19 protein-coding genes are annotated in these 21,112 nt (G+C 66.8%); 10 read left to right on the plus strand and 9 right to left on the minus strand.

All coding sequences use genetic code 11. The features are described from left to right. Window positions 1-148 precede the first annotated feature (148 nt). Together AC5RUU_RS05645 and ligM are read left to right on the plus strand one after the other, a co-directional pair. Entirely contained in the window at window positions 149-1,501 is a 1,353-nt protein-coding gene (locus AC5RUU_RS05645) for an aminomethyl transferase family protein (protein WP_493974227.1), read from the plus strand. A gap of 44 nt (window positions 1,502-1,545) precedes the next feature. After that, entirely contained in the window at window positions 1,546-2,958 is a 1,413-nt protein-coding gene (gene ligM, locus AC5RUU_RS05650) for a vanillate/3-O-methylgallate O-demethylase (RefSeq protein ID WP_493974228.1), read from the plus strand. A gap of 40 nt (window positions 2,959-2,998) precedes the next feature. Here the strand turns inward: ligM and AC5RUU_RS05655 are convergent, their stop codons facing one another. Beyond that, window positions 2,999-3,700 (minus strand): GntR family transcriptional regulator, encoded by a 702-nt coding sequence (locus AC5RUU_RS05655; RefSeq protein WP_493974229.1) that lies wholly within the window; start codon window positions 3,698-3,700, stop codon window positions 2,999-3,001. Between the two features lie 97 nt (window positions 3,701-3,797). Between AC5RUU_RS05655 and AC5RUU_RS05660 the strand changes: the two genes are divergently transcribed. Continuing rightward, entirely contained in the window at window positions 3,798-4,571 is a 774-nt protein-coding gene (locus tag AC5RUU_RS05660) for an NAD(P)-dependent oxidoreductase (protein ID WP_493974230.1), read from the plus strand. A gap of 100 nt (window positions 4,572-4,671) precedes the next feature. Here AC5RUU_RS05660 and AC5RUU_RS05665 read toward each other — a convergent pair whose 3' ends face one another. The 4 genes from AC5RUU_RS05665 to AC5RUU_RS05680 form a co-directional block, all read right to left on the minus strand. Next, the gene (locus AC5RUU_RS05665; RefSeq protein WP_493974231.1) at window positions 4,672-4,908 is read right to left on the minus strand and encodes a hypothetical protein; all 237 of its coding nucleotides are present in this window, start codon (window positions 4,906-4,908) and stop codon (window positions 4,672-4,674) included. Window positions 4,909-5,058: 150 nt separating this feature from the next. Next, entirely contained in the window at window positions 5,059-6,285 is a 1,227-nt protein-coding gene (locus tag AC5RUU_RS05670; protein ID WP_493974232.1) for a pyridoxal phosphate-dependent aminotransferase, read from the minus strand. 38 nt (window positions 6,286-6,323) lie between these two features. Continuing rightward, a complete protein-coding gene (locus AC5RUU_RS05675) occupies window positions 6,324-8,018 on the minus strand; it encodes an alpha-amylase family protein (RefSeq protein WP_493974233.1) in 1,695 nt (564 codons plus the stop codon). Beyond that, window positions 8,015-9,055, minus strand: a complete 1,041-nt coding sequence (locus AC5RUU_RS05680; RefSeq protein ID WP_493974234.1) for a TIGR03885 family FMN-dependent LLM class oxidoreductase — start codon at window positions 9,053-9,055, stop codon at window positions 8,015-8,017. Before AC5RUU_RS05680 ends, AC5RUU_RS05675 begins: the two co-directional genes overlap by 4 nt. Window positions 9,056-9,208: 153 nt before the next feature. Between AC5RUU_RS05680 and AC5RUU_RS05685 the strand changes: the two genes are divergently transcribed. Both AC5RUU_RS05685 and AC5RUU_RS05690 read left to right on the plus strand, forming a co-directional pair. Continuing rightward, window positions 9,209-10,132 (plus strand): AEC family transporter, encoded by a 924-nt coding sequence (locus AC5RUU_RS05685; RefSeq protein ID WP_493974235.1) that lies wholly within the window; start codon window positions 9,209-9,211, stop codon window positions 10,130-10,132. A 99-nt stretch (window positions 10,133-10,231) separates the two neighbouring features. Then, a complete protein-coding gene (locus AC5RUU_RS05690; RefSeq protein ID WP_493974236.1) occupies window positions 10,232-11,320 on the plus strand; it encodes an ATP-dependent DNA ligase in 1,089 nt (362 codons plus the stop codon). On the opposite strand, the gene AC5RUU_RS05695 is transcribed toward AC5RUU_RS05690, so the two are convergent. Genes AC5RUU_RS05695 through AC5RUU_RS05710 form a run of 4 tightly spaced genes read right to left on the minus strand, consistent with a single transcriptional unit; the run spans window position 11,317 to window position 16,273 of the window. Then, window positions 11,317-12,939: an ATP-binding cassette domain-containing protein gene (locus tag AC5RUU_RS05695; protein WP_493974237.1), complete on the minus strand. Its 1,623-nt coding sequence runs from the start codon at window positions 12,937-12,939 to the stop codon at window positions 11,317-11,319. The genes AC5RUU_RS05690 and AC5RUU_RS05695 overlap by 4 nt on opposite strands. Next, window positions 12,936-13,766: an ABC transporter permease gene (locus tag AC5RUU_RS05700; protein ID WP_493974238.1), complete on the minus strand. Its 831-nt coding sequence runs from the start codon at window positions 13,764-13,766 to the stop codon at window positions 12,936-12,938. Before AC5RUU_RS05700 ends, AC5RUU_RS05695 begins: the two co-directional genes overlap by 4 nt. Beyond that, window positions 13,759-14,700 carry an ABC transporter permease gene (locus AC5RUU_RS05705; RefSeq protein ID WP_493974239.1) on the minus strand — a complete coding sequence of 314 codons (942 nt, stop codon included), beginning with the start codon at window positions 14,698-14,700 and terminating at the stop codon, window positions 13,759-13,761. The genes AC5RUU_RS05700 and AC5RUU_RS05705 overlap by 8 nt, the downstream gene beginning before the upstream one ends. Before the next feature lie 16 nt (window positions 14,701-14,716). After that, entirely contained in the window at window positions 14,717-16,273 is a 1,557-nt protein-coding gene (locus tag AC5RUU_RS05710; RefSeq protein WP_493974240.1) for an ABC transporter substrate-binding protein, read from the minus strand. A gap of 594 nt (window positions 16,274-16,867) precedes the next feature. Between AC5RUU_RS05710 and pcaH the strand changes: the two genes are divergently transcribed. From pcaH to pcaC, 5 genes are read left to right on the plus strand one after another with little or no spacing between them, the layout of a single operon-like run. After that, window positions 16,868-17,725 (plus strand): protocatechuate 3,4-dioxygenase subunit beta, encoded by an 858-nt coding sequence (gene pcaH / locus AC5RUU_RS05715; protein ID WP_493974330.1) that lies wholly within the window; start codon window positions 16,868-16,870, stop codon window positions 17,723-17,725. A gap of 10 nt (window positions 17,726-17,735) precedes the next feature. Continuing rightward, window positions 17,736-18,317 carry a protocatechuate 3,4-dioxygenase subunit alpha gene (gene pcaG, locus AC5RUU_RS05720; RefSeq protein ID WP_493974241.1) on the plus strand — a complete coding sequence of 194 codons (582 nt, stop codon included), beginning with the start codon at window positions 17,736-17,738 and terminating at the stop codon, window positions 18,315-18,317. Further along, the gene (locus tag AC5RUU_RS05725) at window positions 18,314-19,795 is read left to right on the plus strand and encodes a lyase family protein (RefSeq protein ID WP_493974242.1); all 1,482 of its coding nucleotides are present in this window, start codon (window positions 18,314-18,316) and stop codon (window positions 19,793-19,795) included. The genes pcaG and AC5RUU_RS05725 overlap by 4 nt, the downstream gene beginning before the upstream one ends. Next, on the plus strand, window positions 19,788-20,606 hold the full coding sequence (locus AC5RUU_RS05730; protein ID WP_493974243.1) for an alpha/beta fold hydrolase: 819 nt from the start codon (window positions 19,788-19,790) through the stop codon (window positions 20,604-20,606). The genes AC5RUU_RS05725 and AC5RUU_RS05730 overlap by 8 nt, the downstream gene beginning before the upstream one ends. After that, the gene (pcaC, locus tag AC5RUU_RS05735; RefSeq protein ID WP_493974244.1) at window positions 20,603-21,076 is read left to right on the plus strand and encodes a 4-carboxymuconolactone decarboxylase; all 474 of its coding nucleotides are present in this window, start codon (window positions 20,603-20,605) and stop codon (window positions 21,074-21,076) included. Before AC5RUU_RS05730 ends, pcaC begins: the two co-directional genes overlap by 4 nt. Window positions 21,077-21,112: the final 36 nt, after the last annotated feature.

The following is a 21,112-nucleotide window of genomic DNA, read 5'->3' on the forward strand; positions in this document are numbered from 1 at the left end:
CACCTGCGGACAGTGCCAGACAACCACGCTCTGGCAGCGGGGTCAAGGCATCGGCTACAATTTTGTCACCAATCGTGGGCGGATGCATGTTGCCTTGCCGGAGCGGGATGCCAGCGCAGCGCCAGCAAGCCGAACGAAGGAGTTCAGCGTGACGGAAACATTGCAGGAAGCGATTGACCGCCTGGGTTCTCCGGTCGAGTTGCTGCGAAACTCGACCGCCCGGCCCCACGTGTTCCCGGTGGCTCCCGAATTCAGCAACTGGCGATCGGAACAGCATTCGTGGCGCACCAGTTGCGCCCTGCTTGACCAGTCCCACCACATGACTGACCTGTTCCTGAGCGGGCCCGGCGCGGAAGGCCTCCTGCGCGGGCTCGCGGTGAACTCCTTCGCGAAGTTCCCGCCCGACCGGGCGAAACAATTCATTGCGGTGAACCACCAGGGCCACCTCATCGGCGACGCCATTCTGGCCCACCTCGATGCGGACTCCTACAACCTCGTGGGGCATCCGATGGTGATCGATTGGGTGCAGTTCCACGCTGAGACGGGGGATTCCGACGTCGAGGCGGAACGCGACGGCAATTCCATCGTGCGGCAAGGCGACCCAAAGCTCTTCCGGTATGAGCTGCAGGGGCCCGCCGCACCCGCCATCGTGGAGAAGCTCCTGGCAGCCCCTGTCCCTCCGATCGGCTTCTTCCACATGGCGCGCTTCCCGATCGCCGGGCTGGAGGTCCGCGGCATCCGCCATGGGATGGCCGGCCAGCCCGGATTCGAGCTATTCGGGCCCTGGGCGGACGGGGCCAGGGTCAGGGACGCCTTGCTGGAGGCCGGGGCAGAGTTCGGACTGACCCAGGTGGGAGCCAAGGGCTATTCAACAGCCAACCTCGAGTCGGGCTGGGTACCTTCGCCCCTGCCCGCCATCTTCTCGGGCGAGGCTATGCGGGCCTACCGCGAATGGCTTCCCGCGTCCGGTGCGGGCTCGCTGGGCGGCAGCTACAATTCCCCGGACATTGAGGACTACTACGTGACCCCGTACGACCTGGATTACGGGCGCTCCGTGGCGTTCGACCACGAATTCATCGGGCGTGACGCCCTGAAGGGTTTGTCCGAAGGCTTGCGTCGCCGGAAAGTGACCCTCGTCTGGAACCCCGACGACGTCCAGGAAGCCATCGGCTCGCTCCTGCGCCCCGGCCTTCCGGCGAAATTCATCGACCTGCCCAAGGCACGGTACGCCCTGTACCAGGTGGACCGGGTCCTCCAGGACGGCATCATCATCGGCCAGTCGTTCGACTGCGGCTACATTGCCAACGAGCAAGCGTTCGTTTCGCTCGCGAGCCTCGACCCCGACGCCGCCGAGGTCGGCGCTGAAGTCACGGTGGTTTGGGGCGAGGAACCAAACTCGGGCAAGCTCCAGGTCGAGCCGCACCGGCAGGTTGCCCTGCGCGCCACGGTCGCGCCTGCGCCCCTGGTGCAGTTTGCGCGCGAAAGCTACCGCGTCGCCTAGTGGCGCGGCGACAGAACATGTTCGATACCGAAGGAGAAAACCCGATGGCCCAGAAGTCACTGCAGGATGTGCTTGACGAGGCAGGCAACACCGTCGACCTCCTGCGCAACTCCCAACTCGGCACCTACATCTACCCGGTGGTGCCGGCCGAGTTCACCAACTGGCGGCGCGAGCAACGTGCCTGGCGCGAGACTGCGGTGCTCTACGACCAGTCCCACCACATGGTGAACTTCTTCATGAAGGGCCCCGACGCCCTGAAGCTCCTTTCCGACACCGGGATCAACAGCTTTGCGAACTTTCCCGTGAACACCGCCAAACAATTTGTGCCGACGGCGTCCAACGGCGGAGTGATCGGCGACGGCATCCTCTTCCACCTGGCCGAGCACGACTTCGTCTACGTCGGTCGCGCTCCTGCGGCAAACTGGCTCCAGTTCCACGCCGAAACCGGTGGCTACGATGTTGAGTGCACCTATGACGACCGCTCGCCCTCGCGGCCGTACGGCCAGGCGGTCCAGCGGCAGTACTACCGCTTCCAGATCCAAGGCCCTAACGCCTGGCAGATTATCGAAAAGCTCAACAACGGACGGCTTGAGCAGGTCAGGTTCTTTCACATGGGCCACTTGGCAATAGCCGGGGAGCAGGCGCGCACACTGCGTCACGGAATGGCAGGGGCGCCAGGGCTGGAAATCTGGGGGCCGTATGAGCAGCACGGGAAAATCCGGGACGCAGTGCTTGAAGCCGGAGCCGAGTTCGGCATCGAACCCTGCGGCTCGCGCGCGTACTCCTCCAACACCCTTGAGTCTGGGTGGATCCCTTCCCCACTGCCGGCGGTGTACAGCTCTGAGGCCGAGCGCCGCTACCGGGAGTGGCTCCCGGCCACGAGTTACGAGGCAATCAACGCGCTCGCCGGCTCCTTTGTCTCGCCGGACATCGAGGACTACTATCTGACGCCGTGGGAGCTCGGGTATGGCTCGTTCGTGAAGTTTGACCATGACTTCATTGGGCGCGACGCCTTGGAGCGCATCGATTCCGCCGGGCAGCGCAAGAAGGTCACGCTCGCTTGGAACGACGAGGATCTTGCAAAGATCTGGGCGTCCTTCCTGGACCGCGACGGCCTCGGTTACCAGTTCTTCGACCTGCCGAACGCCAACTACGGATCGTCCAACTACGACTCCGTAGTGGATGCTGACGGCACGGTTGTCGGGCTTTCACTGTTCACCGGTGTTACCGCCAACGAGCGGCGCGGGCTCTCGCTGGCAACGGTAGATGCCAACGTGGAGATCGGCACGGAGGTCCGTGTCGTCTGGGGCGAGCCAGACGGCGGTTCCCGCAAGACCACGGTGGAGCCTCACGAGCAGTTCAGCGTACGCGCCGTCGTAAGTCCGGCGCCATACGCCGTCACCGCGCGCACCGAATACCACGGCGGGTGGCGGACGGCGGGAGCAGCAGCCAAGTGACTGCCGGCTCGCGTGCGGCGGCGCCTCCGGCAAGGACGGCTCAGGTTGCCGCCGCCGGCCCTGGATTAGGGGACGCGATATCGCGAAGCGCATCGATGACGCTCAGCAGGTGGCTGCGGACGGCTTGCTCGGCAGCTTCGGGATCGCGGGCGACAACCGCGTCGATGATGGCGACGTGCTCCAGCACCGATACCTTGGCCCGCTGGGGCCGCGCCGACAGCTTGAACTGGTGCCGGACGCTTTGCGCGTGCAACCGCGCCAACACCTCCGAGGCAGTCGCATGATTGCTCAGCTCGCGTACCCGGATATCGAGGTACCGGTTCAGGCGCGCATATTCGACAAGGTCGCCCTCGGCCACAGATTCGATCATCTGCGCCCGCAGACGGGTGAAGGCGGCAACCTCTTCATCGGTAATGCCCGCTGCTGTCTTCGCGGCGCAGAGGCCTTCGACACCGATCCGCACTTCAAGGATCTCGATGGCTTCCTCGACGGAGATTGCCCGAACCCTGGATCCGCGATGCGGAAGGCGTTCCACCAGGCCTTCGCCGGCGAGCTGCAGAAGCGCGGTCCGCACTGTTGCGCGGCTTGCATCAAATGCTGCACTGAGGTCTGCCTCGACGAGCCGTTGGTTCGGCACGAACTCCCCGTGAATGATTGCATCGCGGATGAGGTCAGTCACCCGCTGATCAATAATGGCTCCGGCTTCGGCCGCCGGTGAAGCACTCTCAAGCGCTGACGCCATGTATACCCGCACTCCCAGAATCACCCGATGACAAGGGGCCCGGATATGGGCCGCCATTTTGTTTACAATCTTAGGAGCAACGGAGGAAAGAAATCCCATGCACGTCGCTGTTTTGGGTCTGGGGGAGGCCGGGAGCATTTATGCGGCAGACCTCGCCCAGCGCGGGCTGCGCGTCTCGGCAGCGGATCCGTTCGCCCCTTCCGCACCCGCGGGAGTCCGGTCCGCCGATGATATCCACGGAGCAGTCCGCGGGGCCGACCTGGTCCTGAGCCTCGTGGGCGGCGTGGCGGCGGAAGCAGTCCTGGAGGAGGCCTTGCCCGCCATGGAACCGACGGGCATCTTCGCCGACATGAACACGGCAGGCCCCGTGGAAAAGCAGCGGCTTGCAGAACGGGCAGCAGCACACGGCATCGCGTTCGTCGACGTCGCCATCCTAGCGCCGGTTCCCCGTGCCCGGATCGAGACGCCCCTGGCGCTGAGTGGTTCCGGTGCCGACGAGCTGCTCGCCGTATTCAACGGGTTACGGATCCCGGCGACCAGTATGGGCAGCGAAGCGGGCGTGGCGGCCGGGCTGAAGTTGCTCCGCAGCGTTTTCATGAAGGGCCTCGCCGCGACAGTCCTGGAGTCCGTCACTGCCGCCCGGGCAGCAGGCGCCGAGGCTTGGTTGCTGGACCAGATCGCCTCGGAACTCGGCGCCTCCGGTCCTGCGCTGGTGAAGCGGATACTCGAAAGTACCCCTGCTCATGCGGTGCGGCGGGAGGCGGAGATGTACGAGGCGCGCTCGTTCCTCGAGACCCTCGGCGCCCCGCATCCAATGACGGACGGCGCCATCGAGTGGCTGAATTCACTTGCACGCCAGCATACGGAGTGATGGTTGAATGCGGGGCCAGCCGGCAGCGGGCAGTCCATACTGACTACGCCCCGCCGCCGGCTGCCGCCTTTGATGGATACACCCCACGGCACGTGATGGGTCAGGCCACCCGCCACACGCTGCACTCGTCCGTATTGATGGCTTTCCGCAGGCCTGTGATCCGGTCCAGGATCCAGACGACGCCGATGCCCGGCGCTGATTCCTGGACGCTGCCGCGGCGGATCACCACGTCGTCGTAGGAGGGGCCTACGGAAAGGCGGGCTTCGATTTCGTCACCGCGGTGCAGCTGGTCCAGGGCACGGACTCTGGTTACATGCGTGGTCGCTTTCTTCAACATTGCGGGGCCTCCTGGCTGGAGCTGGTGCGGGCTCTTGCCTGCACTAACAGTGTGGCCGTGCATTGTTGCGCGTCGGTTTCCCCGGGGTTAGGTACCGGTTAGTTCTTCGAGCCGGCTCTGTTTCTCCGGCATACAAGCAGCCGCAGGCCCTCAGGCTGCCCCGCGGCTGCGGTAGCCGGCCAGGAATGTGGAAATCCTGTCCACCGCCTCCTCGATATCGAGGACGGACGGCAGGATCACGAACCGGAAGTGGTCCGGCGCTGGCCAGTTGAACGCCGTGCCGTGCGAGACAAGGATCTTCTGTTCCTGCAGGAGGTCCAGGACAAACTGTTCGTCGTTGGCGATCGGGTACAGTTCCGGATCCAGGCGCGGGAACAAATACATGGCTCCCGACGCCGGCACACAGGTTACACCCGGAATGCCGGTGAGCAGTTTATGGGCGAGGTCCCGCTGCTCCCGCAGCCGGCCGCCCGGCTTCACGAGGGCCTCGATGCTTTGGTAGCCGCCCAGGCAGGTCTGGATGGCGTGCTGGGCGGGAACATTGGCGCAGAGGCGCAGCGAGGCAAGCAGTTCCAGGGCTTCACGGTAGCCGGCGGTGGCGGCGAGGGGTCCGGTGATGGCCACCCAGCCGGCCCGGTAGCCGGGCATCCGGTAGGCCTTGGACAAGCCGCTGAAGGTCAGGCAGCACACGTCCTCCGCCACGGAGGCGGTGTGGATGTGGCGGGCGCCGTCGTACAGCACCTTCTCGTAGATCTCGTCCGAAAACAGCACCAGGTTGTGCTTACGCGCCAGGGCCGCGAACTGCTCCAGGATGTGGCGGGGGTAGACCGCCCCGGTGGGGTTGTTCGGGTTGATGACCACAATGCCCTTGGTGCGGCTGGTGATCTTCGCCTCCACGTCGGCCATGTCCGGCCACCAGTTTTCCGCCTCGTCGCAGAGGTAATGCACCGGCTTGCCGCCCGTAAGGGTCACGGCCGCGGTCCACAACGGATAGTCCGGCGCCGGGACCAGGATCTCGTCGCCGTTTTCCATGAACGCCTGCAGGCACATGGAGATCAGCTCGCTGACGCCGTTGCCGATCACGATGTCCTCCACGCCGATGTTCATCAGGCCGCGTGTCTGGTAGTACTGCGAGATGGCGGTCCGTGCCGTGAAGATGCCCTTCGAATCGCTGTAGCCCTGGGCGCCGCGAAGGTGGTGGATCATGTCCACCACAACGGACTCGGGCGCCTCCAGCCCGAACGGTGCGGTATCCCCGAGGTTCATCTTCAGGATCCGGTGTCCTTCGGCCTCCATGTTCTTGGCGGCCTGGAGGATGGGCCCGCGGAGTTCGTACCGGACGTTCTGGAGTTTGCTGGAGTGTTGCATGGCGCGCATGGTTGATCTTTGCACAAAGCCCGGCGCCGGGCGTCCCGTTAAGGAGCCAGCCGGTCGCCTTTCCGCTGCACCCGGAACCAGCGGTACCCGTAGCGCCCCAGCTCCACGGTGAAGCCGCCGTCGCCGGCCAACTCCACGTTGCCGCCGTCGAACAGGTCCAGGAGCAAAGCATCCTTGTACGCCTGCGGCGGAGCGTCCCCGGCCGCCACTGTGCCGCTGACCTTCACTGTGTCCTCGCCGAAGTTGTGCAACAGGACCAGCATGCCGCCGTCCGAACTGCAAGTGTGGGCGAAGACGGCGGGCTCGGGCTGGTCGATGACATCGAACCGGCCCCAGCCCAGTTCGGGAGACTCCCGGTACCGGCGGATCAGGGTGGCCATGAAGTTGAACAGCGAATCCGGATCGCGCTTTGCGGCGGCAGCGTTGACCTGTCCGGGACCGTAGTCGCCCCGGGCCACGGGAACCACAAGGTCCGCCGCCTTGGCGCTGGAGAACCCGCCGTTCTTTTCGCTGGTCCACTGCATGGGTGTGCGCACGGCGGCGCGGCTCTTCTGCCGGAGATCCTCACCCATGCCGATCTCCTCGCCGTAGAACAGCACCGGGGTGCCCGGCAGGGAGAACATCAGGGAGTACACCATGCGGATCCGGTCCTGGTCGCCGCCAAGCATCGGCGGCAGCCGGCGGCGCAGTCCCCGGCCGTAAATCTGCATGTTCTTCTCCGGGCCGAAAGCCGCAAAGACTTCCTGGCGCTCGCCGTCGCTGAGCTTGTCCAGCGTGAGTTCGTCGTGGTTGCGCACGAACATGGCCCACTGGTTGTCCGGGTGGATGGGTGGGCGGCTCTTGAGCGTCTCCGCCAGGGGCCGGGCATCCTGCCGGGCCAACGACAGGTAAAGGTGCTGCATGGACATGAAGTCGAACTGCATGTTCAGCTCGTTGCCCTCGGGCCCGCCGAAGTACTCGAGCTGCTCCTTGTAGGGCAGGTTGACCTCGCCCAGAAGCACCGCGCTGCCGTTGCGCCGGCTCACGAAACTGCGGAGCGCGGTGAGGTATCCGTGCGGGTCCAGGTTGGCGGCTTCGTCCTTGGGCTGGCCCCGGGTCTCCAGGAAGAACGGCACGGCATCGAGCCGGAAACCGTCCAGCCCCAGTTCCAGCCAGAGTCCCATGGCCTTGGCAATCTGGTCCCGCACGGCGGGGTGCGTGACGTTGAGGTCCGGCTGGTGCTTGGCAAACATGTGCAGGTACCACTCACCGGTGGCCTCGTCCAGAGTCCAGAGCGAGTTCTCCTCCCCGGGGAAAACCACCTCGGAGGACGTGTCCGGGGGAGTGTCCTGGCGCCACACATAGAAGTCCCGGAAGGGGTTGTCCGTTGATTTCCGTGCTTCCACGAACCATCGATGCCGGTCCGAGGTGTGATTGACCACGAAGTCCGCGATCACCCGCATGCCCCTGTCCCTGGCGGCGCGGATGAACTCCACCAGGTCACCGAGCGTGCCCAGCCGGGGGTCCACGCCGAAGAAATCGGTCACGTCGTAGCCGTCGTCCCGGTCGGGGGACGGGTAGAAGGGCATGAGCCAGATGCACGTCACGCCCAGGGCTGCCAGGTAGTCCACCCGTTGGGTGAGGCCGGCGAAGTCACCGGTCCCGTCGCCGTCGTCGTCGAAGAAAGTTTCGACGTCCAGGCAGTAGATGACCGCATTCTTCCACCACAGGTCGGAGGTCTCGGCGATCCTCATGCGCGGGTCTCCGACGCCGGTTCGGCAGCGGCCGCGACAAGTTGCGGTTCAGCGGGAGTACCGGCAGGGACGGGGCCGGGGTCGCGCAACTGCGGGAGGACCTCCGCGGCGAACGCGTCGATGAAGTGCGCCTGATCCTGGCCCACGAAGTGCAGGTAGAGCTCGTCGAAGCCCAGCTCCGCGTACCCGCCCAGCCAGTCCACGTGCCGCGCCAGGCTGGCGGAGATGTTGACTGATTTGCGGACCTGCTCCTCTCCCGCGTGTTCACCCACGAGGTCGAAATGCCCGGCGGTCGGCAGGTCCCAGGGTATGGGCGGGTCGTAGGTGTTGGTCCGCCACTGGTCCAGCGCAACAGCAACTGCTTCGTCCTCGTTTCGGCCCCATGACAGGTGGACCTGCAGCACGGCTTTGCCCCGCCCGCCGTTGTCCCGGTAGGCGCCCAGCATGTCCTGAAGCTTTCCGGCGGGCTGGTTGACGGTGACCAGGCCGTCCGCCCAGGCTGCCGCCCGGCGGGCAGTGTCAACACTGACGGCCGGAGCTATCAGCGGCGGCGGGGAGTCCGGGACATCCCAGATCCGTGCCTGCTCCACGGTCACCAGTCCACGGTGGGTGACCTCCTCACCGCGGTGCAGCCGGCGGATCACGTCCACACACTCCTCCAGCCGCCGCTGCCGGATGTCCTTGGCCGGCCATCCATCACCGGTAATGTGCTCGTTCATGTTTTCGCCGCTGCCCGGAGCCAACCAGAAGCGGTTCGGGAACATGCTGGCAAGGGTGGCCGAAGCGTGCGCAATGATGGCCGGGTGGTAGCGCTGGCCCGGGGCTGTCACCACACCGAACCGGAGGCCGGTGGTGGCCAGGGCAGCCCCCAGCCAGGACCACGCGAACCCGGAATGGCCCTGGCGGGCGGACCACGGCTCGATGTGGTCCGAGCACATGGCCGCCTCAAAACCTGCGCGTTCCGCGTGCTGGACATCCTTGAGCAGCTGGCCGGGACTGATCTGTTCGTGTGATGCATGAAAGCCGACGGTAACCATCGTTAACCTCTACCGTCCGGTGTGGTGCCGTGTCGAGAGCCGACCGGACCGGCGTGCCTGCAAAAGGCCGCTTGTCCGATAAGTTTGGAACTTGTAGTACTGCGCTCCCGGCAAAAATTGCGGGAACCGGAAAGACTGGAAGGAAGTACCTCAATGGGCGGCGTGCTGATCGGGCTGGCGGTGATCGGCGTCGTCATTGCCGTGGGGTATATTGCCGCGCGCTGCGGCCTGGGCGGCGAGGCCACCGTCTCGGCGCTGACCCGGACCGCCTTCTTCATCACCAACCCCGTGCTGCTGTTCACGGTGGTGCTGGAATCGGACATGGCGGTGGTGTTCTCCGCCTACGTTCCTCTGGCCCTGATCACGGCTGCCGCCACCGCCCTGCTCTACATCGCCATCAGCCGGCTCTGGTTCCGCCGGCCACTCGCGGAAACGGCTATCGGGGCCATGGCAAGCTCCTACGTCAACGCCAACAACATCGGCATCCCCATCACCCTGTACGCGCTGGGTGACGCCACCCCCGTCGCGCCCGTGCTGCTGGTCCAGCTGCTCCTGCTGGCACCGCTGGTCCTCACCCTGCTGGACCTTTCGGAGGCCGGCCGGTTCTCGCCGCGGCGGATGCTCACGCAGCCGTTCCGGAACCCCATGATTATCGCGTCCCTGCTGGGGGTGGTCCTGGCTGCGTTCAACGTGGACCTGCCGCAGCCCGTGATGGCCCCGCTGGCCCTGCTGGGCGGCGCCGCGGTACCGGTGGTGCTGCTGGCCTTCGGCATGTCGCTGCACGGCAGCCGCATGTTGGGCAGTCGCGGGCACACCGCCGAAATCCTTACCGCCACCACGCTTAAATCCGCGGGAATGCCGCTGGTGGCGTACGTCGTCGGCCATTTCATGTTCAACCTGGACCAGCAGATGCTCCTGGGCGTGGTGTTGATGGCTGCGCTCCCGTCGGCCCAGAACGTCTTCCTGTTCGCCAGCAAGTACGGGCGGGGAGTGGCAGTTGCCCGCGAAACCAGCCTGCTGTCGACGGCGGCAGCGGGCCCCGTGCTGATCCTCATCGTCTGGCTGCTGGCCGCCTGAGCCGCCTGCTGTCAGCCCGGCGGTAACCCGGCCCCACCCGCGGCGGCGCGCCGTGCACGGGGGTTCCGCCCCGGGCGCCCGGCGGGCAAGAATGGGCACATGGAACTTCCCGTGATGCCGCCCGTCCCGCCCATGCTCGCCAAGTCCGTCAGTGGCATCGACGGCATTCCAGGAGGCGGGGACCTCAGCTACGAACCCAAGTGGGACGGTTTCCGGTCCATCATTTTCCGGGACGGGGACGACCTCGAAATCGGCAGCCGCAACGAAAAACCCATGACCCGCTACTTCCCCGAGCTTGTGGCTGCGCTGAAGGAGAACCTCCCGCCGCGGTGCGTGGTGGACGGTGAGATTGTCCTGGTGGGTGCCTCCGGCGACCGGCTGGACTTCGACGCCCTCCAGCAGCGCATCCATCCCGCGGCCAGCCGCGTGAAGCTGCTGGCGGAGCAGACGCCGGCGTCTTTCGTGGCGTTCGACCTGCTGGCGCTGGGCGACGAAAACTACACCGGCAGGCCGTTCTCGGAACGCCGTGCGGCGCTGGAGAAGGCGCTCGCCACCAGCAAATCCCCGGTCCACCTCACTGCCGCCACCACGGACAAGGACACGGCCGGACGATGGTTCAGCCAGTTCGAGGGCGCGGGCCTGGACGGGCTGGTGGCCAAGCGCCTGGACGGCAGGTATGAGCCGGACAAGCGCGTGATGTTCAAGGTCAAGCATGAGCGCACCGCCGACTGCGTGGTGGCCGGCTACCGGGTGCACAAGAGCGGGCCGGACACCATCGGCTCGCTGCTGCTGGGCCTGTACAAGGACGACGGCGGCCTGGCGAGCGTGGGCGTGATCGGCGCCTTTCCGATGAAGCGCCGGAAGGAGCTCTTCCAGGAACTGCAGCCCCTCGTAACGGATTTCGACAACCATCCGTGGGCGTGGGCCAAGCAGGAGGAGGGGGAACGGACGCCGCGGAACGCTGAGGGCAGCCGCTGGAGCGCCGGCAAGGACCTGTCCTTCGTGCCGCTGAGCCCGGAACTGGTGGTGGAGGTCCGCTACGACCACATGGAGGGGGACAGGTTCCGGCACACCGCGCAGTTCTCCCGCTGGCGCCCGGACCGGGACCCGGAGTCCTGCACCTACGCGCAGCTGGAGGAACCGGTTAATTTCGACCTGGCCTCCGTCCTGGAGACCGGCCGGGCCTAGCTGCTTCCCCGGACGGCCGGGTTCCTCGCGTCCAACATGGTCCACAGGCCGTCCGCGCGGCACGGGATGGACGCGTCCACCAGCGCACGGCTGTGCGGGTGCCGCGGCGCCGCGAAGAAGTCGCGGGTCTCGGCCACCTCTACCACCCGGCCCTCGAGCAGGACCGCAACCCTGTCGCACATGTACCGCACCACGTCCATGTCATGGGAGATGACGATCAGGGACAGGTCATGCTCCCGCTGCAGCCGCAGCAGCAGGTTCAGGATGGTCCGTTGCGTGAGCGCGTCCAGCGCCGAGGTGGCCTCGTCGCAGATCAGGACCTGCGGTTCCAGCAGGAGGGCCCGTGCGATGGTGGCCCGCTGCAGCTGGCCGCCGGAGCACTGGCCGGGGCGTTTGTCCAGCAGTCCGGCGTCCAGTTCCACCTCCACCATGGCGGCCGCGATCCGTTCGTCCCGCTGGGCCGGAGTCAGCTCCCGGCGCGGCAGCAGGGGTGCCTGCAGGCTGGCCCGCAATGTCATCCGGGGGTCGAAGGCGCCGTGCGGTTCCTGGAATACCAACTGCACGGCGGTGGGCCGCTGGTCTGCGGCGCCGTCCAGCCGCCGGCTGATGGTCCCGGCGCTGGCTGCGTCCAGTCCGACGATGGCCTTGGCCAGTGTGCTCTTGCCGGAACCGGACTGGCCAAGCACGCCGAGTATTTCGCCGCGGCGAAGGGAGAGCGAGACGTCTTCCAGCACACTGTTGCCGCGCCTGCGCCCGAAGCGCTTGCCCACCTTGTCCAGGACAAGGACCTCGCGCTCCGTGGAGGACGGCCGACGCCGGGACCCGGGTGCCAGCTGCGCCGCCGCCAGAAGTTCGCGGGCATAGTCCGTCCTGGGCCGGGTGAGCAACTCCCCGGCGGGCCCCGCTTCCACGATGCTGCCAGAGTTCATGACCAGCACGCGGTCCGCGTACGCGGCAACCGACGCCAGGTTGTGCGTGATGTACAGGATGCCGAGCCCACGCTCGCGGCGTTCGCGGTCCAGCAGCTGCAGCACCTGCCGTTCCAGCATCTTGTCCAAGGCGGAGGTGGGCTCGTCTGCCAGGAGCATGTCCGGCTGCCCGGCCAGGGCCAGCGCAGTCATGGCGCGCTGGGCCATGCCGCCCGAGAGCTGGTGCGGGTAGGCGCGGATGCCTTTGGCGGGATCGGCGAAGCCAACCTCGTCCAGGAGTTCCACGGCCTTCGCCCGGGCCTTCCCCCCGCGAAGGCCGGCGTGCAGGCGCAGGGGCTCCCTTAGGTGGCTGCCGATGGTCCGATTGGGGTTGAACATTCGCTTGGGCTGCTGGAACAGCATGCCCAGCCCGCCGCCGCGGATGCCGTTGAGTTCAGGTTCGCTGGCGCGGGTGAGGTCCGTGTCTCCCAGCCTGATGGACCCGCCGGTGATTTCCAGCTGCGGGGGCAGCAGCCGCAGGCAGGACATGGCGGTCAGGGTCTTTCCCGATCCCGAACTGCCTACCAGCGCCACAAACTCGCCGGGATCGACGGTGAGCGAGACGTTGGAGAGCAACCGGCGGCGGCCGTGCCCGCCGTCGTCCTCTTTGTGCCGGACCTCCAGGCCGTCCAGGACGAGGCGCTTGCTCATGACCCGGCCGCCGTGGGGAGCAGCAGGGGTGCGGCGGCCATCCGTGCGGCGCGCTGGCCCAGCAGCGTGACGCAGAGCGCAACCGTGAAGATGACCAGGCCCGGGGCCAGGATGCCCAGCGGTGCACGGTCGGCAAAAGGCTGGGCGGCCGCCAGCATGGAGCCCCAGTCGGACTGCGGCGGCTGGACGCCCAGGCCAAGGTAGGACAGGGCCCCCACACTGATCAGCAGGTGGCCGAACCGCAGCGTCGCCTGTCCCAGGATCGGTGCAGCAAGGTGCGGCAGGACGTGCCGGAAGATGATGAAGCCCGGACTGCAGCCCACCACCCGGGCGGCGTCAACGAAGCCGCGTGCGGAGATGTCGTACGCAAGTGTCCGCGCCAGCCGCGCAAAGGGCGTCCAGCCGGTCACGGTGAGTGCAAGCAGCAGGGGCCAGAACCCGGTGCCGAGCGCCGCCACGATGAACAGCGCCACCACCATCTCCGGCAACGCGAGCAGGACATCATTGGTGCGGGTAAGGAACTCATCCACCCAGCCGCGGCGCCGGGCACTGAGGATACCGACGCCGACGCCAAGGAGGCAGGTGAGCACTGTTGCCAGCGCGGCCACCGACATGGAGAACCTGCCGCCCTCCAGGAGCCGGCTCAGGGTGTCCCGGCCCAGGTTGTCCGTGCCCAGCCAGTGCGCTGCGGACGGCGGCGCCAGTCGCTGCGCCAGGTTCTGTTCCGCGGGCGGGTACGGCGAGATCCATGGGGCCAGCAGCACCGCCAGGATGATCAGGGCAAGGACCGATGCGGCAAGGGTGGTCACGGTGATCCGGCTACGCAAGGGAGCCTCCCACTGTCGGGTTCAGGAAGCGGTGGACAAAGTCGGCCAGGGTGGTGACTCCCACGGCAAGTGCCACCACAACCACCACCCCGCCCTGGGCAAGCGGGATATCGCTGTTGACCACCGAATCGAAGAGCAGCCTTCCCATGCCGGGCACCGCGAAGATCACTTCGACGATCACTGAACCGCCCAGCAGCCCCGCAAACCAGACCGCGAAGAGGGTGGACAGGGGCACCAGGCCGTTGGGAATGACATGCCGCACGATGGACTGCGTATTGCTCAGGCCCCGCGCCCGGGCTGCCGGCACGTGGTCCGCTGCAGCGGCGTCGATTATGCCGGCCCGTACGGCGGAAGTGAAAAAGCTGATGGGCCGCAAAGCCAGGGTCAGGGCGGGAAGCACTGCGGACGACAGGTCGTTCCACCCGGCCGTGGGCAGCACCGAGAGCTTGAGGGCGAAGACCAGGACCAGCATGGGCGCCACCCAGTACTCCGGCATGGCGATGAACGCCTGGGTGACGGCAGTGATGGCCTTGTCCGGCAGGCTGCCTGGCCGCAGCCCGGAGATGATTCCGAGCGGAAGGGCGACGGCGGCGGCCAGTCCCAGCGACATGGCCACCAGGCTGAGGGTGACGGCAAGTGCGGGCAGGACCTGCTCAGCGACGGGCGTGCGGCTGACGTAGGACAGGCCCATGTCCCCGCTGAAGAAGTTGCCCAGCCACCTGAAGTACTGGACGGCCAGGGGATCGTTCAGCCCCAGGCTCTGGGTGAGGGCCTGGACGGAGGAGTCGTCAATGGCATCACCGGCGACCCGGGACCGGATGATCTTCCGGACCGGGTCACCGGGGGTGACGTACGGGATGAGGAACACCGCGAAGGAGGACACGGCGACGGCGGCCACCAGGGTGGCCGTCCGTTTGGTGATGAACTGCAGCATGCGGTGTTCCGGCGGACTAGGAAGCGGACTTGGCCGTCTTTGCCGTCAGGACGTAGCGGGACAGCGGGTCCTGGACGTAGGACAGGACGTTGGTGCGGACGGCATCGGTGGCCTGTTCGTTGACCAGCCAGGCGTTCACGGCCTTGTCCTGCAGGATCCGGCCGGCCTCCGCGTAGAGTTTGTACCGTTCGGCGGCGTCCACGGTCTTGGCCGCCTCGCCGATGATCTTGTCGTACTCGGCGTCGCAGAAGTGGCTCAAATTGTAGGTGCCCTTGCAGGTGTAGTCGGCGGTGAGGAAGCCGATGGGGTCGGCGATGTCGATCAGGCGGTTGCGCTGGCTGAGCAGCATGTCGTAGTTGCCGGACAGCACGTCCGGTTCCGCCGAGGCGTATTCCTTGGCCTGGATGGACAGGGGGATGCCGATGTTTTTCAGGTTCTCCTGGATGACGGCGGCGACGTCGGCGAATTCGGCACGCTCCACGATCGCGATGATCTCAAGCGGGCGGTCAGCGGTGTAGCCGGCGCTTTCCAGCAGTTTGCGGGCTCCTTCAAGATCCTGCTTTTGCTTTTCCTGCGCCTCTCCGGCCCAGGGCTCGGAGGGTGCGAACGGTCCGGTGGCGGGGAGGGCCGCGCCTTCGTAGACACTGGCGGCGAGGGCGTCCAGGTCCAGGGAGTCGCGGACGGCCTTGCGGACGTCAACGTTGTCCAGCGGTGCCCGGCCGTTGTTCATGTAAAGGGTGGCGGTGCGCGGCGAATCCGCGCCCAGCACGGTGACTCCGGCCGTGCCCTTCAGGGCGGCAAGGCTGGCGACGGGAATGGACAGGGAGATATCGGCTTCGCCGGTCTGCACCTGGGCGGCGCGGGTGGCGCCGTTGGTGATGAAACGGACCTCGGCTCCGGCAAGCTGCACCTCGCCGTCCCAGTAGTTCTCATTGCGGTCCAGGGTCAGGGACTGCTTGGGCTTTTCGGACACCGGAGTGAACGGTCCGGTGCAGTGGCCGAACGGGTTCACCTCCCCGTTCTTGTAGGCGGCAGGCGCCAGGATACCGGTGTTGACGCTTGCCAGGCGGTAGGGGACCAACGGGTTCTCGGCCGGCGTGCTCACACGGAGCGTCTTTTCGTCCACGGCGCTGACGCTGCTGATCATGGTCCGGTTGAAGGCCCGGGCAGGGACCTTGGCGTCCAGGACGTGGTTCAGGGCTGCCGCCACCGACTCCGCGGTGAGTTCAGTGCCGTCCTGGAACGAAACGCCCTGGCGGATGGTGAAGTCCCAGTCCAGCGGGGAGGTCTGCTTCCACTCGGTGGCGAGGAAGGGCACTACCTTGCCCTCTGCCTGGTCGTATTTGGTCAGCGTCTCGAGGCAGCCGGACAGGGAGAGGATGTAGGCGGCGTCTGATTCCAGGGCCCAGTTGGCCACCGGTGTGCGGAAGTTGTTCACCACGATGCGCTGGCTGGTATCCGCCGCGGCGGTGCTCTGCACGGCCTGGCTCTGGGTGCCGCTGAAACCGCAGCCGGTCAGGGTGAGGGTGGCCAGAGCTGCCACGAGGACACGGGGCCGGAGGAACGAGCGCACGTAAGAACCGCCTTGCAGGGCTGCCAGGGAAGCAGGAATAAAAGTGGGGACTACTTAGGGTAGCCTCACCTTCCGCAAAAACGGCAATTCATGTCGTTCCCCACTTCCGCCGGGTGACCGGCCGGCTGGGTGGTCCGGACCGGCCCGCCTTTAAGGGGGAAAGCCCGCCATTGGGGGCGTGACGGGCTCTCCGGTCTAAAAACCGGGCTGGTGCGGACGTGCGACCCGACGGACTGCTGCTACAGGCAGAGCTGGATCGACGGCGTACTGTTCGTATGTCGAACAGTGGTGCGCAAAATGAACAATTGCTGTACTGTACTTTCCATCACCGAGACTGCGCGCGCTGCGTCCAGGTGCCGTTACCAAAGGAGCTGCACGGATGACTCATCGAACTGAGTCCTACCTGGTGGGACACACCCACCGTGGGCAGGGTGTTCCTCAAAACGGTGGAACGCTGCGGCACCTACGTCGGCTACGGGGCGCCCAATGCCCCGGTCCGGCATGCAGTCCAACGACCCCCTGCACCGCCCCTCACTTGCCGCCACCAGCAAACGATCACGAATTATCAGAAAGGAGTTAGCCGTGCCGCAAGAAATGGACGCCCCCACGGACGAAATTGTCCCGGCTGCCGAGCCCAAGGCAGGACACGTGCCCCGGGACGCAGCCGTCGAAACACAGCAGGACCTCAGCGCAGAGATCAACGGCCTGGCCGACGCCTACGCCCGTGCCCTGAAGGACGGTGCTCCGGCGGAGACACAGCCCCGGCTGGACTACCCGCCGTACCGCAGCAGCATCCTCCGGCACCCCACCAAGAGCCTGCACCACGCGGATCCGGAAACCATCGAACTGTACTCGCCTGCCTTCGGGCACCAGGACGTGCACGCCTTGGAATCAGACCTGACCATCCAGCACAATGGCGAACCCCAGGGCGAGCGGATCATCGTGGCCGGCAAGGTCCTTGACGGCGACGGCCGCCCCGTGGCCGGCCAGCTCGTGGAAATCTGGCAGGCCAATGCTTCCGGCCGATACATCCACAAGCGCGACCAGCACCCGGCACCGATCGATCCCAACTTCACGGGCATCGGCCGCTGCATCACAGGCCCGGACGGCTCCTACCGGTTCACCACCATCAAGCCCGGCGCGTACCCCTGGAAGAACCACCTGAACGCCTGGCGTCCCGCGCACATCCACTTCTCGCTGTTCGGCACCGAATTCACCCAGCGCATCATCACGCAGATGTACTTCCCGGGCGACCAGCTCTTTCCGCTGGACCCCATCTACCAGACCATCGTGGACCAGGACGCGCGCGACCGGCTGGTGGCCACCTACGACCACAACCTCACCGAACCGGAGTGGGCGCTGGGCTACACCTGGGACATTGTCCTGACGGGTCCCAACCGGACCTGGACCGAAAACGAGGCACTCGGTACTGCAGGCGACGAAAGCGAATAGGTACATGCACATGAGCAACCAGACCAAACAGCTCGTCCCCACCCCCGGGCAGACAGTCGGCCCGTTCTACGGCTATGCGCTGCCGTTCGAAAAGGACAACGAACTCCTCGCCCCCGGCTCGCCCGGCTCCATCCGGCTCCAGGGCACCGTTTACGACGGCGCCGGCGAGCAGGTGCCGGACGCCATCCTGGAGATCTGGCAGCCTGACGCCGAGGGCAACGTCGTGCAGAAGACCGGGTCCCTCCGGCGCGACGGCTACACGTTCACCGGCTGGGGCCGCAGCGCCGTCGGCTACACCGGCGTGTACACCTTCACCACCGTCAACCCCGGGCCCACCGCGCCTTCTGCGGGAAAACCCGGCGCAGCCCCGTTCATCTCCGTGGCCATCTTCGCCCGCGGCCTGACCAACCGGCTCTTCACCCGCATCTACCTGCCGGAAAACGAGGAGGCCTTGGCCAACGATCCCCTGCTGTCTTCCCTGGACCCGGAACGCCGCAAAACCCTCATCGCCCGGCGTGATCCAGACGGCGGCCTGACTTTCGACATCCGCCTCCAGGGTGAGGGCGAGACCGTCTTTCTGGACTTCCAGTGACGGACGCCACCGCCCCCGGAACGGCTTCCGGCGCCGGAGCCGGCCTGCTGCGTCCCGTCTCGGCGTCACCCCTGGTGGCGGCGCTGACCGGGGACGGGGCCGTGCTGTCGGCGATCCTCGCCGTCGAGGCCGGCTGGGCCGCGGCGCTGGAAAAGGCGGGCCTGGCACCCGCCGGTTCCGCCGCCGTCGTAGCTTCCGCCGCCGAACCGGGCCGGTACGACGCCGCCGACATTGCGGCGCGCGCCCAGGGCGGCGGCAATCCGGTGATCCCTTTGCTGGCGGACCTCAACAGGCACGTGGCCGCACTTGATACCTCGAACGTTGGCGCCACCAGGGCGGTGCACACCTCGCTCACCAGCCAGGATGTGCTGGACACGGCGCTGATGCTGCTGGCCCGCAACACCGTGGCGGCACTCCTCGCCGACGTTAAAGGTACGACGGCGGCGCTCGCCGGCCTGGCGGAGCGGCATGCGGACACGCTGTGCGTGGGCAGGAGCCTGACGCAGCACTCCCTGCCCTACACCTTCGGACTCCGCGCCGCGCAGTGGTTCCACGGCCTGGCAGGCGCGGGACGGCAGCTTGCGGCCCTGGAATTTCCCGTGCAGTTCGGCGGTGCTGCAGGCACCCTCGCCGCCGGAACAGCGCTGACGGCAGGCTCCCCGGCCACTCCGTTCGGCCTCGCTGATGCACTGGCGGCCCAGCTGGGCCTCGCCCCCGCTCCCGCACCCTGGCACACCAACCGGCTGGCCATCACGTCCACTGGCAATGCCCTCGCAGCACTGCTGGATGCACTCGGCAAGATCGCCGCGGACGTCCTGTTCCTCAGCCGCCCCGAGGTGGCCGAGGTGGCGGAACCCCGTGCCCCCGGCCGGGGCGTCTCTTCCGCCATGCCGCAGAAACAGAACCCCGTCCTCTCGGTACTGGTCCGCAGCGCCGCCCTCCAGGCACCCAACCTGGCATCCCAGCTGCATCTGGCGGCCGCGAACTTCAACGATGAGCGCCCGGACGGAGCCTGGCATATTGAGTGGCCCGCGCTCCAACAACTGCTTGCCCTGGCACTGGGCGCCGCCGGTCACGTGCGGGAGCTCGCCGAAGGCCTGCAGGTGTTCCCGGACGCCATGCGCCGCAACCTTGACCTGGCCGGCCCGCTGCTCCTGGCAGAGGGCGTCAGCGCTGCCGTCGCTCCGCTGCTTCCCGGGAAGGACGGACGCAACGGGAAACAGCAGCTGCAACATGTGGTTGACCAGACCCTGCAAGCACAACCGTCCGAGCAGGCAGCCACCTACCGGAAGCTGCTCCGGGACGCCGTTCCGTCCGGCCTGGTTACAGACCTGCGGCTCGATGAGCTGCTGGACCCCGCCAGCTACCTGGGCCAGTCCCCGGAGATCTCCCGGCGGATCCTTGCTGCCTTCCCGGATTTCGCATCCTCGGATCGTCCCACTTCAGCTACCGACGCTAACGGAGGCCGCCGTGGCTAAACCTGCCCTGAAAGCCGCACTGCTTTCGCCGCAGCGACCCCTCGGCGAACACCCCCTTTTGGTGGTTGGTTCCTCCTTGGGCACCTCCTCCATCCTCTGGAACCGTGCCGCGTCCCTGCTGGGCAACGGCTACGACGTCGTGGCCTGGGACCTGCCAGGCCACGGCGTCTCACCCGCCGCAACCGAACCTTTCGACGTCGCGGCGCTGGCCGATGCAGTGGTGGACCTCGTCGACTCCATCGCCCCCGGCGAGGCCTTCCACTACGCGGGTGTCTCACTGGGCGGCGCCACCGGCCTGCAGCTGGGCATCAAGCACGGCGAACGCCTCAAGAGCCTGTCCGTGCAGTGCAGCGGCGCCAAGCTCGGAACCCCCGAGGGATGGCTGGAGCGCGCCGATACCGTCCGCAGCCAGGGCACCCCCGTGATGATCCAGGGCTCCGCGCAGCGCTGGTTTGCGCCGGGCTTCATGGACAGGGAACCCGAAGTCAGCAGCCGGCTCCTGCACGCCCTGCGCGACGCCGACAGGTTCAGCTACGCCTACTGCTGCGAGGCACTGGCCGCCTTCGACATCCGCGAGGAACTCGGCAGTATCCGCGTGCCCACCCAGGTGGTCGCCGGAGCACTGGACGGCGTGGCCCCGCCGTCGATGGCCGAGGAAGTGGCGGCCGGCATCACCGCCGGCGGCGGCACCGCAACCGCCGTGACGCTTGAGGGCGTCGCCCACCTTGCCCCCGCCGAGGCACCCGCCCACACGGCCGAGCTGATGCGGAACCTGCTGGACTGGGCTGAAACCAGTGGAGGAAGCAAATGAGCGGGACTGAGCGGCACGGCCCGGAGCGCCATGGGGTGGTCCAGCCGGATGCCACCAGCCAGGAGATTTACGACGGCGGCATGGCGGTCCGGCGCGAAGTCCTGGGCGACGCCCACGTGGACCGTGCCAATGCCAACAAGGACAGCTTCACCGAGGACTTCCAGGACATGATCACCCGGATCGCGTGGGGTGGAATCTGGACCAGGCCCGGCCTGTCCCGGCAGATGCGCTCCGCCGTGACCCTGACCGCCATGGTGGCGCACGGGCACTGGGAAGAACTGGCCATGCACATCCGGGCAGCCCTCACCAACGGGCTGAGCAGGGATGAGATAAAGGAAATCCTGCTGCAGACCGCCATCTACTGCGGGGTCCCCTCCGCGAACACCGCCTTCAAGACCGCCCAGCAGGTCTTCCGCGAACTGGACACCACGCACACCCCCGCCGACGAAACCCCCACCCCACCCAACTAGGTCGCAATAGATGTCGTTTTGGACCCTCAAAACGAC

The sequence above is a fragment of the Arthrobacter sp. K4-10C genome, assembly GCF_059090085.1.